The organism is Rothia sp. HC945 (assembly GCF_051370785.1).
In the GTDB taxonomy this organism is placed as follows: domain Bacteria; phylum Actinomycetota; class Actinomycetes; order Actinomycetales; family Micrococcaceae; genus Rothia.
The window spans coordinates 230,250-242,907 of sequence record NZ_JBFCSN010000001.1 but is presented as its reverse complement, the minus strand read 5'-3'; the positions used below and the strand labels follow the sequence as shown (position 1 = coordinate 242,907).

General features: G+C 64.9%; 10 protein-coding genes. 6 read left to right on the top strand and 4 right to left on the bottom strand.

The window, feature by feature from the left end; translation table 11 throughout:
• Positions 1–31 precede the first annotated feature (31 nt).
• Positions 32–1,369: an MFS transporter gene (locus AB0Y14_RS01035; protein WP_436587447.1), complete on the top strand. Its 1,338-nt coding sequence runs from the start codon at positions 32–34 to the stop codon at positions 1,367–1,369.
• Between the two features lie 11 nt (positions 1,370–1,380).
• Positions 1,381–2,973 carry a TIGR03767 family metallophosphoesterase gene (locus AB0Y14_RS01030; RefSeq protein WP_436587446.1) on the top strand — a complete coding sequence of 531 codons (1,593 nt, stop codon included), beginning with the start codon at positions 1,381–1,383 and terminating at the stop codon, positions 2,971–2,973.
• A 129-nt stretch (positions 2,974–3,102) separates the two neighbouring features.
• Here the strand turns inward: AB0Y14_RS01030 and uvrB are convergent, their stop codons facing one another.
• The 3 genes from uvrB to AB0Y14_RS01015 all read right to left on the bottom strand — a co-directional run bounded on the left by uvrB (position 3,103) and on the right by AB0Y14_RS01015 (position 6,998).
• The gene (gene uvrB, locus AB0Y14_RS01025) at positions 3,103–5,250 is read right to left on the bottom strand and encodes an excinuclease ABC subunit UvrB (RefSeq protein ID WP_436587445.1); all 2,148 of its coding nucleotides are present in this window, start codon (positions 5,248–5,250) and stop codon (positions 3,103–3,105) included.
• Positions 5,251–5,328: 78 nt separating this feature from the next.
• Positions 5,329–6,294 carry a D-erythronate dehydrogenase gene (denD, locus tag AB0Y14_RS01020; protein ID WP_436587444.1) on the bottom strand — a complete coding sequence of 322 codons (966 nt, stop codon included), beginning with the start codon at positions 6,292–6,294 and terminating at the stop codon, positions 5,329–5,331.
• Complete coding sequence (locus AB0Y14_RS01015; RefSeq protein ID WP_436587443.1) at positions 6,291–6,998, bottom strand: FadR/GntR family transcriptional regulator; 708 nt, start codon at positions 6,996–6,998, stop codon at positions 6,291–6,293. Before AB0Y14_RS01015 ends, denD begins: the two co-directional genes overlap by 4 nt.
• 139 nt (positions 6,999–7,137) lie before the next feature.
• Here AB0Y14_RS01015 and AB0Y14_RS01010 point away from each other — a divergent pair, with 139 nt between their 5' ends.
• The 3 genes from AB0Y14_RS01010 (at position 7,138) to AB0Y14_RS01000 (ending at position 10,940) form a co-directional block, all read left to right on the top strand.
• A complete protein-coding gene (locus AB0Y14_RS01010; RefSeq protein WP_436587442.1) occupies positions 7,138–8,529 on the top strand; it encodes a GntP family permease in 1,392 nt (463 codons plus the stop codon).
• A gap of 24 nt (positions 8,530–8,553) precedes the next feature.
• On the top strand, positions 8,554–9,906 hold the full coding sequence (locus AB0Y14_RS01005; RefSeq protein ID WP_436587441.1) for a four-carbon acid sugar kinase family protein: 1,353 nt from the start codon (positions 8,554–8,556) through the stop codon (positions 9,904–9,906).
• Positions 9,907–10,052: 146 nt separating this feature from the next.
• The gene (locus AB0Y14_RS01000; protein ID WP_436587440.1) at positions 10,053–10,940 is read left to right on the top strand and encodes an NAD(P)-dependent oxidoreductase; all 888 of its coding nucleotides are present in this window, start codon (positions 10,053–10,055) and stop codon (positions 10,938–10,940) included.
• A 207-nt stretch (positions 10,941–11,147) separates the two neighbouring features.
• Here the strand turns inward: AB0Y14_RS01000 and coaE are convergent, their stop codons facing one another.
• On the bottom strand, positions 11,148–11,759 hold the full coding sequence (gene coaE / locus AB0Y14_RS00995; RefSeq protein WP_436587439.1) for a dephospho-CoA kinase: 612 nt from the start codon (positions 11,757–11,759) through the stop codon (positions 11,148–11,150).
• Positions 11,760–11,864: 105 nt separating this feature from the next.
• Between coaE and AB0Y14_RS00990 the strand changes: the two genes are divergently transcribed.
• Entirely contained in the window at positions 11,865–12,551 is a 687-nt protein-coding gene (locus tag AB0Y14_RS00990; protein ID WP_436587438.1) for an IMPACT family protein, read from the top strand.
• The last annotated feature ends 107 nt before the right edge of the window (positions 12,552–12,658 follow it).

Here is a 12,658-nt window from a genome sequence, read left to right as displayed (position 1 = left end):
CCACCACCCACGAATGCACGAGGACGAGCCCATGGACTTCGAAGGCTTCGACAGCCCGCGAACACGAAAATTTCAGCGCAAGGTCACCCTTCTCTCCGCGGGCGGAGTGTTCCTGGACGGTTTCGATCTGACGATCATTGCCGTGGCCATGCCCATGATCGTCGGCGAATGGGGCCTGGGGGCCGGCGAGCAGTCCTTGCTGACCAGCAGCGCGATCGTCGGTTCTTTCGTCGGGGCCGTGACGCTGGGCAACCTGACCGACAAATTCGGTCGCAAGGCGATGTACATCATCGACCTCCTGGCCTTCGTGCTCTTTGCCGTTCTGACCGCTTTCGCGCCGGGACTCTGGTGGCTGATCGTTTTCCGTTTCCTCCTGGGGATCGGCATCGGCGCCGACTACCCGATTTCCGCGACGCTGGTATCCGAGTTCGCGCCCAAGGCGGGTCGCGGCAGACTCTCGACGTCGCTCGGTGCCATGTGGTTCGTGGGCGCGGTGGTTGCCTACGTCATCGGTCTGGCGACCCTCCCCCTGGGCGAATTCGCCTGGAGAGCGATGCTCCTGGTCGGTGCCGTCTTTGCTCTGGTCGTCTTCGTCTTCCGTGTCACGTTGCCCGAATCGCCGCGCTGGCTCGTGGCCCACGGCCGCGTGGAGGAGGCCCGCGACGTCGTCGAGAGGATCACTGGGACGCGCCCGAGCCAGGACGAGGTCGAGCATGAGGCGGCCCACCCGGCGAACGCTCCGGTACGCTCTGCCCGGCTGCTCAGCCTGTTCACGGGACGGCAGCGAAACCGCACACTTTTCGTCTGCGGTTTCTGGTTCTGCTACGCAACGGCTTACTACGGCATCTCGATGTACACCCCGACGATCCTGGCGCCCTTCACCCACGGAAATCACGTGGCGGTGATCGTCGGCTCCGGCATCGTGGCCCTACTGGGCCTGATCGGTTCCGTGATTGGCATGAACCTGGTGGATTCGTGGGGCCGCCGTCCGCTCATCATCACCTCCTTCAGCGGACTCACGATCGCTCTGGCCATCCTGGCCCTAACGGCCGATCCGCACCTGGTGTTCCTGATCATTCTCTTCAGTGTCGCGGTGCTCTTCGCCAATTCGGGCGGAGGAATCCTGAACTTCGTGTATCCCACGGAGCTCTTCCCGACCGAGTTGCGCGCGACCGGTTCGGGACTGGCGACGTCGGTCAGCCGCATCGGGTCGATCCTGGGTGTGGTCGCATTCCCGAATATGGTTGCCGCATGGGGCAACAACACCGCCCTCTGGGTCTTCACCGCCGTGGGCCTCGCGGGCCTGCTGATCTGTGTGTTCATGGCTCCGGAGACCAAGAACCGCGGCCTCGAAGAGATCAACGCGTAAGGAGCATCCACATGACCGAATCTGAACGCACCCTCGAGTCATCGAACCTCGTGACCACGGCGGCCCACCGCATCGTTCCGGACGATTCCTCCCCTTTCCGCCGTCTCCGCAGGGGGCCGGGCGAAAAGCACCTCGTACGGACGAATCTGGTCGACGCCGATCCGTCCGAGGAAACGAGCGCCGAGGATCGCACCCGGAACGAGCAGCAAATACTCGGCCTGGTGCACTTCACGGACTTCCAACTCGCGGATCTCGCCTCTCCCGCCCGTCTTGAGTTCCTCCAGGAGCTCGATGGCTCCCCCGAGTGGGCGGGAATGACCCCGTCCTACCGGCCGCAGGAGTTCTTGCAGTACCACGCGATCGAGGGCATGGTTCGAGCCATGAACAATCTGGTCGAGGCCCAACCCGGACTGTGGGACCTCGCCCTCACGACGGGCGACAATGCAGATTCCTCCCAGCGCAACGAGATCCAGGCCTATCTGCGATCCCTGACCGGGGGCGACGTCGAACCGGCTGCTGGCAGCCGCGAGTTCCGGGACGCGCCGGTCGGCATGGGCGATCCGCGCTACTACAACCCCGAACCCTCCTCGCGCGACCACTACAAGACCAATCTCGGATACCCGGATGCCCCGGGTGCTCTCGCGGAGGCGGCGAAGCCCTTTCGGACCGAGGGACTGAGCCTTCCCTGGTTGACGTGCTTCGGAAACCACGACTGCCTCGTGCAGGGCCGCGCTCGTCTGCCTGAGAAGTACAACGATTTTCTGGCGTCTTCGCGGAAACCCGTGGATCTGGATGCCTCGTCGGCTCCGGAGGGCAGCAAGACCCCCGCCTACGTCGACGACCCGACATGGGCCTCCCGCGGGCCAGCCCGGGACATCGACCCTTCGGACGGGCGGGCCGTCTGGGGCAAGTCCGAGTACGTGCGAGCACACCTTGACTCCCCCGGCGCGCCCCGAGGCCACGGGTTCACTGAGCAGAACCTCCGTGACGACGTCACCTATTACGCTTACGACCCCAACGATTCCGTGCGTCTTGTCGTCCTCGACACGACTAATTCCGCCGGCCACGTGGACGGATGCCTCGATGATGCCCAGTTCCGGTGGTTGCGGGACCGTTTGGACGAAGCCCGGTCCGAGGAACGCCTCGTGGTCCTGGCCTCCCACCACGGCCTGTCCACCCTGAACAATGACCACGGCGCCGGGGACGAACGCGGCACGCTGCACCTGGCGGACGACGTCGAGGGCCTCCTTCACTCCTTCCCGAACGTGATTCTGTGGCTCTCCGGCCACACGCACATCAACAAGGTCACGCCGCGCCCTGGAAACACCCCGAAGAACGGGTTCTGGGAGGTTTCGACGGCCTCCATCGCGGAATGGCCCGTCCAGTTCCGCGGGATCCAGATCTTCAGGAACGGTTCGGAGGTGAGGATCCGGGCGACGATGATTGATGCACAAGTCCCCGAGGAACCGACATCCCTGACGGGCATCGACAACCTCGCCGCGCTTCATCGCGGCCTCGCGGCGAACGACACGGGATCGGTGGGAGGCCTTCACGCGGAGGGGAGCCCGGAGGACAGGAACGTGGACCTGCTCGTCGCTACGTGAGAGAGGACCCAGGTGCGGCGTCGTGGGAGGGAAAGTAGGTAGGTACCTGCTTTGCGCCGGTTACGAGGTGCTCAGGAAAAAGAGCGATACCAGCGCCACCGGTCCGGATCCGATGCGATGCTGGCCGTCCTAGGCGTGGCCCGCCTGCTGCATCTGCCGCAGTTCCTTCTTGAGGTCCGAGACTTCGTCCCGGAGCCGGGCGGCCAGTTCGAAGTGAAGCTCCGACGCCGCATGGCGCATCTGCTCGTTCATCTGCTCGATCAGTTGCACGAGGTCCTCGGCGGGTGCGGCGGCGAGGCCGTCCTTGCGAATCTTCTCCGCGGCGGCCAGCGTGGCGTTGTCCTGCTCGGCCTCTGCGTTCTTGGCCTTCTTGCCCTTGCCCTTGACCGGAGCGGTGTGGTCGTTCGCGGCGGACCGCTTCGCGAGCAGCTCCTTGGTGTCCTCTTCCTCGCGTGCGATCTGGTCGGTGATATCAGCGATCTTCTTGCGCAGCGGCGTCGGGTCGATGCCGTGCTCCTTGTTGAACGCCATCTGAATCTCACGACGGCGGTTGGTCTCCTCGATCGCCGTCTCCATCGAATCCGTCACCTTGTCGGCATACATATGCACCTGGCCGGAGACGTTGCGGGCCGCGCGACCGATCGTCTGGATGAGCGACGTCGTCGACCGCAGGAATCCTTCCTTGTCCGCATCCAGAATGGCGACGAGCGAGACTTCCGGAAGGTCCAGGCCCTCGCGCAGAAGGTTGATGCCCACGAGCACGTCCACCTCGCCCAGGCGCAAGGAGCGGAGAAGCTCGACACGCTTGAGCGTATCGACGTCCGAGTGGAGATATTGGACCTTGATGCCGTGCTCAATCAGGTAATCCGTCAGGTCCTCGGCCATGCGCTTGGTCAACGTGGTCACCAGTACACGCTCGTCCCGTTCGGCGCGCTGGTTGATCTCGTCCAGGAGGTCGTCGATCTGTCCCTTGGTCGGCTTGACCACGACCTCCGGGTCCACCAGGCCGGTCGGGCGAATAATCTGCTCGACGTATCCATCGGCCTGGGACATCTCGTACTTGCCCGGCGTCGCGGACATGTAGACCGTCTGGCCGATCCTTTCCAGGAATTCGTCCCACTTGAGGGGACGGTTGTCCATTGCGGACGGCAGGCGGAATCCGTGCTCGACGAGCGTTCGCTTGCGTGACATGTCGCCCTCGTACATGCCACCGATCTGGGGCACGGTCACGTGCGACTCGTCCACGATCAACATGAAGTCGTCCGGGAAGTAGTCCAGCAGGCAGTGCGGCGCCGATCCGGCTTCGCGGCCGTCGATGTGCCGCGAGTAGTTCTCAATGCCGTTGCAGAAGCCCATCTGCTCCATCATCTCGAGGTCGTACGTGGTCCTCATGCGCAGGCGCTGCGCCTCGACCAGTTTGTTCTGCTCCTCGAGTTCCTTGAGCCGCTCGCCGAGCTCCTGGTTGATGTCCTCGACGGCGCGCGCCATCCGCTCGGCACCGGCCACATAGTGCGAGGCCGGGAAAACGTACATCTCGTTCTCTTCGCGAATCACCTCGCCGGTGAGTGGGTGCAGCGTGTGGATCGATTCGATCTCGTCGCCGAAGAACTCGATGCGAATCGCGTTCTCCTCGTACATCGGAATGATCTCGACCGTGTCCCCACGGACCCGGAAGGTTCCGCGGTGGAAGTCCGTGTCATTGCGCGCGTACTGCATGTTGACGAACTGCCGGAGCAGGTCGTCCCGGTCGATTTCATCACCCTGCCGGAGGGTCACCATCTGGTTGACGTATTCCTCGGGCGTTCCCAGGCCGTAGATGCACGACACGGTGGAGACCACGACGACGTCGCGGCGCGTGAGCAACGCGTTCGTCGCCGAATGCCGCAACCGCTCGACTTCCTCGTTGACCGAGGAGTCCTTCTCAATGAAGGTGTCCGTCTGCGGGACGTACGCCTCGGGTTGGTAGTAGTCGTAGTAGGAAACGAAGTATTCGACCGCGTTATTGGGCAACAATTCGCGCAATTCATTGGCCAACTGCGCCGCGAGGGTCTTGTTCTGGACCATGACCAAGGTCGGACGCTGCACGGACTCGACCAACCACGCGGCCGTCGCCGACTTGCCGGTACCGGTGGCGCCCAGAAGAACCATGTCCTTCTCGCCGTTTTCGACCCGTTCGGTCAGCTCGGCGATGGCCCGTGGCTGGTCACCGGCGGGTTTGTAGTCGGAAATGACCTCGAATGGTGCGACGACGCGGTTGATCTCCTGTGCCAGACTCATAGGTTCCAGGCTACTCCGATTCGCACGAATGTTCGATCGATACGGAGACTTCCGTCCGGCCCGCCGGCCCGGGCGAATTCAGGCCTGTGCCACGAACTCCCGCTCGTACTGCCGAACGACGTCGTCGAAATTCTCGTCCCGGACGAAGCCCAGATCCACGAGTCGTTCCACGTCGAATTCCCCCGGCCACGAGCAGACGATGTCCATGACCTGCTGGTCGGGCTCGTCGGTGACCAGGGCCCTGGCTTCGGCTCCGCCGACGCGTTCGAGGGAAACGAGCATGTCTTCGACCGTCACGCAGATCCCTGGAATGTTCATGCCTCGCCACGGGCCGATGTCCTCCCCCGGCACCTCGAGCGCGTGCACGAGGTTCGCGACCGCCGCATTCGGCGAGGAGAGCCACATCCGCGTCGCGTGGGGCACCGGGCACGTCGAGGCGATACCGTTCAGAGGCTCCCGGATGATCCCCGAAGCGAAGGACGACGCCGCCGAATTCGGTGCGCCCGGCCGAACCGAAATGGTCGGCAGACGACAGATGCGCCCATCGACGAACCCTTTGCGGGAGTATTCATTGACCAGCAGCTCGCCCATGGCCTTGAACGCGCCGTACGTCGAATCGGGCTGCTCGGCCCAAGTGTCGGTGACGACCTCGGGCATCTGCCCGCCGAAGACGGCCAGGGAACTCGTGAAGACAAAGTAGGGCCGGTTCTCGGCGTGGCGCGCGGCCTCCAGCAGTCCGCGGGTTCCATCCAGGTTGACCCGGAGGGCAAGATCGAAGTTCTCCGCCGACCCTCCGGAGAGCACCGCGGCCAGGTGGTACACGGCCGCGGTGTCATCACCCAGGGTCTGCGCGAGCAGGTCGGGGTCGGCCAGATCGCCGACCACGGAACGGACCCGGGCGTCGTCATTCGTGTTTTCCGCGAGATCGAGCGACACGATGTGGTCGAAATCCACGGTGAGGTCACCCGCGTCCCGACGTCTGAGCAGCTCGTCGATGACCCTGCTCCCCAGGAAACCCGCGCCTCCGGTCACCACAATCTTCATTCCGAATCCTCTCTGACGGCTCCCATGGTCTGGCCCATGTGCGATCTCATGGCCTCGCGGGAACCCTTCGTGTCCTTGTTCTCCAGCTTGTTGAGTATTTCTCCGTGCCAATGGATCGCCTCATTGCGCACCTTGGCCGTCGCCGAGGTGTCCATGCGCACCGCCTTGAGCACCTCTTCCAGGGGCCTGTAGGTCGCGGCGAGATACTCATTGCCCGCCGCCTCGATGATGATCCGGTGGAACGCGATATCGGCCTCGACGGCGCGGGCGACATCGGGCTCGCCCTCCTCCGACTCCACCTGGATCATGGTCCCGAGGTGCTGGCGCATCTCTTCCAGCTGCTCCGGGGTGATCCTCTCGGCGGCGAGTTCGGCGGCCCCGATCTCCACGATTTCCCGCACCTCGGTCAGTTGCTCCACGAGGTTTCGACTCTCGCCGCGCATACGCCCGCGGAGCTCCATGAGCTCGACGTTCAGCAGGTCCCAGTGCTCGACCGGCGCGATACGGTTCCGCTTCCCGTGCTTGACCAGGATGACTCCCCGACCCGCCAAGGTCTTGATCGCTTCCCGGATGGTCAGCCGGGATACATCCAGCTCATCGGCCAATACGCCTTCGGGCGGCAACTCGTCCCCCACGGAAACGACCCCCTGGGCGATGCGGTCAAGAATGGACCGGGTGACGCGGTCGGCAAGGTTCCTCGACACTGACGGACTCCTTAGCAAAACAGTCGATGTGAGCTCATTGACACTATCGCATCCAAAGCTAAACTTATCAGATATCTGATAACAGCCAGTGGTGAGTGTCTCACCGTTCCTGGCAGGAAACGAAGTCGATGGAGATTTCATGTCCCCGGTAACCCTCGTCCTCTTGGGACTGGCCGCAGTCGCCGTAATTCTGGCGCTGATCATCAAGGCCAAGGCCCATCCGTTCCTTGCACTGCTTCTCGTCTCCGTGGGTCTCGCCCTGGCGGCGGGTGTGCCCCTCGAGAAAATCGTTCCGATGCTGGAAGAAGGCATGGGCTCCACTTTGGGGTCCGTCGCCCTGATCGTGACCCTCGGCGCCATGATGGGGCGCATCATCGAGGTCTCGGGCGGCGCCGACGTCCTGGCCAAGATGCTGCTGAACAAATTCGGCCCGCACAGGGCCCCCTGGGCGCTCGGAGCGGCCGCCTTCATCTTCGGGATACCCGTCTTCGTGGACGTCGCCCTCATTGTTCTCATGCCGATCATCCTGTCGGTGGGCCGCCGGTTGCAGGGCAACATGCTCAACTACGCCCTGCCGACCGTCATGGGCCTTTTGACCGTCCACGTGGTCCTGCCGCCTCACCCCGGCATCGTCGGCGGCGCGCAGGTCATGGGCGCGAACATCGGCATGGTCCTGCTCCTCGGTCTGCTGCCCGCGATCGTCATGTGGCTCGCGGCGCAATTCACGATCCCGTTCATCACCCGCCGCATCTTCTCCCCCGTTCCCGGTATCTCCGCCGCCGAGATGCAGGAAGCGGGCGAGGATTTCGACGAGGAGTCCACGCAGTCCTTCCCGAAGGTCGACAATCCGCCACGCGCATGGGTCGTGATCGTCATGATCCTCATCCCGCTCGTTCTGATCATGTCGCAGACCATCACCTCGATGACCTTGCCGGAGAACAACCCGGTCGTGAAGTTCTTCTCCTTCGTGGGCGCATCTCCGATGGCGCTGGTCATCGGCGTCGTCGTCGCGACCGTCGTTCTGGGGTACCGCCGCGGTTGGGGCCTCACCCAGGCCGAGGACGTCATCAATTCCTCGTTGCCTCCGGTGGCCGCAGTCATCCTGATCACGGGTGCCGGCGGAACCTTCGGCCACGTGCTGAAGGAAACCGGCGTCGCCGACGCCGTCGCCCACGCCCTGGCCGGCACGGGCCTGCACATCCTGGTCCTCGCGTGGCTCATGGCCGCGCTGATCCGTGCGGCCCAAGGCTCCGCGACGGTATCCACCCTGACCACGGCCCCGCTCATCGCGCCGATGGCCTCGTCCCTCGGGCTCGAACCGTTGCAGGTGGCCCTGGTCACCGTGACGATCGGCATCGGTTCCATGGCCATGTCCCATGTCAACGACTCCCTGTTCTGGGTGTGGTCCAGGTACAACCAGGTCAACACCGCGACGGGCCTGAAGTCCTACACCCTGCTCACCACAACCACATCGATCGTCGGCTTCCTGGTCGCACTGCTCATGTGGCCGATCGTTTCCGCGATCGCCTGACACGACTGAAGAAGGAGTTCACCCATGCTCAGCTCACCCCGGCGCCTCCTCGTTCTCGACGATGACCCCACCGGCTCGCAGTGCGTCCATGACGTGCCCGTCGCCTTCGAGCAGGACCCCGAGATCCTTGCCCACGCCCTCAAGGAGCCCGGCTCCACGTGCTTTACCCTGACCAATACTCGGGCGCTCGATGAGGACGACGCCGTCGCCCTCAACCGCAGCACCCTCGCGCACTTCCTGGACACCCTGGACGCCGACGACGCGCCGCTGCACGTGGTCTCACGCTCCGACTCGACCCTGCGCGGCCACGTCATCGCCGAGCCCCATGCCCTCGCGGACGTCCTGTCGGACCACGGGGTTCAGGTCGACGCGTTCCTCTTCTGCCCCGCAATGATCGAGGCCGGACGCTACACCGAAGGCAACGTCCACTACGCCGTGGTCGACGGTTCGGCCCGGCGCGTCGAAGACACCGACTTCGCGCGGGACGCAACCTTCGGCTACAGCCACTCGGAACTCGCCGAATTCCTGGCGGAAAAGTCCGGCGGCGCCGTCCAGGCCTCCGACGTCCTGTCTTTGTCCCTCGAGGACATCCGCACGGGAGGCACGAGCCGTGTCGAGGAGATCCTGTCCGGGGCTAGCAACCGTTCGTGGGTCGTGGTCAATGCGACCGAGTACTCCGACATGGAGGTCGTGGCCGACGCCGTCACCCATCTCGAGGCGCGGGGGCATCACTTCGTCACGCGTTGCGGGCCGTCTTTCGTTCGCCCCCTCGCCGGCCAGTCCGGACCCCGCATTCTCGATCCCGCAGACATTCGACTGAGTCCCGAAAGGCGGGAGCACGGCCTCGTCGTCGTCGGTTCGCACGTGGGGCTCACCACGCAGCAGCTCGACGAGGTTCAGCGTCGCGGACAACTGACCGAAATCGAGCTCGACGTCGAAAAGCTCCTCGCACCCGAGGAGCGCGATGAGCACCTGTCCCAGACGGTACGGGCCGTTCACGAAGGGCTCGAATCCAACGACGTTGCCGTCTACACCAGCCGAACACTCGTGAGAACCGACGACCCCGTCGAGTCCCTCGACATTGCCAGAAGCGTCTCGGACGCCGTGGTCGAGGTCGTGCGCCGCAGCCGCGATGCGCTGCCCGCCTGGGTGGTAGCGAAGGGCGGGATCACATCCCACGAGGTAGCCCACCGGGGCCTCGGGATCCGGGTCGCCCAGGTCACCGGCCAGTTCTTCCCCGGACAAATTTCGATGTTCCACCCCGAGGACGCGCCGGACGCCGTGCGCGACTGTCCCTACGTGGTCTTCCCGGGCAACGTCGGGACTCGGGAGGCACTCGCCGACGTCGTGGAACGCCTGCAGAACGCAACCGGCTGACGCACGCCCTCGGGGCCCGGTTCGGGGCACGACTCGGCACGGTCTTGTCGGGACGCGGTCGACCGAAACCTCACGGCCCGGCCCGACTCCTCTCGGCAGTAACCATCGTCCGCCGATTCCTCGGCGGCAAGCACGGAATGGACATCATGGACCAGAACACGAAGAACATTGGTTGGATCGGACTGGGGGCCATGGGCTCCCCCATGGCACAGATTGCGGCGGGCGCGGGCCACATGGTCACGGCGTTCGATCTCAATCCGGCGGCCCTCCAGAGCCTCGGACCGGAGGTCACGGCCGCCGGCACCGCGCGGGAGGCAGTGAGTGGGGCCGACGTCGTCGTCATCATGGTTGCAACCGGCCCGCAGCTCGACGCCGTCCTCTTTGGCGACGGCGGAATCGCGGAGTCGTTGTCTTCCGAAAGCATTGTGGTGGTCATGTCCACCGTGGGGGTGGCCGCGGTCCAGGGTGCGGCGTTGGCGCTCGAGCCGTACACGCGACATGTTGTCGACGCACCCGTGTCCGGCGGTGTCGCCCGCGCCCAGAAGGGCGATCTCCTCATCATGGTCGGCGGCGACGCGGCGGACGTCGCCTCGGTCCGGTGCCTGCTGGACGCCCTGGGATCGCAGTGTCCGGTCGTGGGCCCCGAACCGGGCGACGGGCAGAAATTCAAGGTCGTGAACCAGCTGCTGTGTGGCGTGCATATCGCGGCGGCCGGTGAGGCGCTCGCACTCGCTGACTCCATGGGACTGGACGTGGCCCAATGTCATGAGGTGCTCAACGGCGGGGCGGCGCAGTCCTTCATGTTCCAGGATCGAGGATCCCGCATGGTCGCCGAAGAATTCGACGAAGTCCGCTCCGCTCTCAACATCTTCGTCAAGGACATGGGTCTGGTCACCGACGCAGCACGTGCCGCCGAACAACCCGTACCGCTCGCTTCGGCCGCGGAACAACTGTACGTCCGTGGCCGCCGCGAAGGCCTGGGCCGGAAGGACGACTCCGTGGTCTACCAGTTGCTCCGGCAGGGACGCGACTAGGAGCCACGCCGACGACGACTCGGCGTCGCGAGGTGGCAACCCCGTGCACATCACCCGCACGAGGTGGCACTCGCGTGCGGAATTGGGCCTGTTTTCCGCACTAGAGTGCCACTTCGCGGAAAAACGGCACGAAACTGCCAGCTCGCGGTCCCCGACAACCTCAGCCAGTCAGCCGGCGGCAACGGATCCGTGCCGCGGCGTGGGCGTCTACGCCGTCAATTCATCCCACAAGGTGGCGACCTGCACCTTCGTGGCCTCGCGGTCCCCGGAGTTGTCGATGATCCAGGTCGCGATGGCCCGCCGCTGGTCATTCGTGGCCTGGGACCGGATGCGTGAGCGGGCGTCGTCCTCCTTCATGCCCCGGGCGGTCACCAGCCGGTCGATGCGCACGGACTCCGGCGCCTCGACCACGACCACCCCATCGAAGGAATCCGCCTGCCCTGTTTCGACCAACAGCGGAATGTCCTGGACCACGACGCCGGAAAAGGTCTCGGCTCGAGCAGCTTCGTCGACCAATCGTGCGGACTCTTGGCGGACGGCCGGGTGCACGATGGAATTGAGACGCTCACGAGCGGTTTCGTCGTCGAACACGATCTTTGCCAAAGCGGCGCGATCGAGTTCGCCCGAATCTGTCAGCACGTGAGCTCCGAAGGCGTCACGGATCCGGTCGAGCACGGGCGACCCTTTGGCCGTGAGTTGCCGAGATATTGCATCGGCGTCGATCACCACGGCCCCGTGCTCCTGGAGCAATTGCGCCACGGTCGACTTCCCTGAGCCGATGCCTCCCGTCAGGCCGACTCGACGAAAATCTGCTGCCACGTCTCTCCCCTTCCCTACCGAAACAGTCCCCTGCCGACACAGTGCCGTCCCAGCATATCCGCCACGTCCCGGACCACGCCGTACGACCCCGAATAGACTGGTCGGGTGACTGGTACCGACGAAACACGCGCCCGCAAGTACACCGTGCTCTCGGAGCCCCGCCCCGACGAGATCCTGCTCGAGATCAAGAAGAGCGAGTTCATCGGCCATGTGGCGCGCGTCGAGTCCGAGCACGAAGCCCGAGAATTCCTCGATACCCTCCGCAAGAGGTATCACGACGCCCGCCACGTCTGCTCCGCCTTCGTGATCGGGGCCGATCGCGATGTCCAACGGTCCTCCGACGACGGGGAGCCCGCTGGCACGGCTGGAATCCCCATGCTGCAAGCGGTGCTGGCGCACAGGACCAATGAGGAGGCGCTCCAGGACCTCTCGGATGTATGTGTCGGTGTCGTGAGGTATTTCGGCGGCATCAAGCTCGGTGCCGGAGGGCTGGTTCGCGCCTACACGGATGCGACCGTCCAGGCTCTCGACGCCGCCCAGCTCACCGCCCGGGAACGCCTGCGTTTGGGACGGATCGAGGTGCCCCACGCCGACGCCGGCCGCCTCGAGAACGAGCTCCGGGCCTCCGGCGTTGCCGTGTTGGGCACCGACTACGGCTCATCGCACGCAAGTCTGAACATCGCCGTCACGGATTCGGAGGAGGCCCGGGAAGGCGCCGAGGCGCATCTGGCGTCGTCGTCCTCCGGACAGCTTGACGTGGCCTGGGGCGAGACCGAGTGGGTCGACCGATAACCGACGGCCAAGATGTTGTGAGCGGTGTGGGGCGGGGCCGGGCGGCCGCGAGATCCATCCAGCCACCACCCATCCCAGCCACCACAAACCACCGACCCGCCGCAATC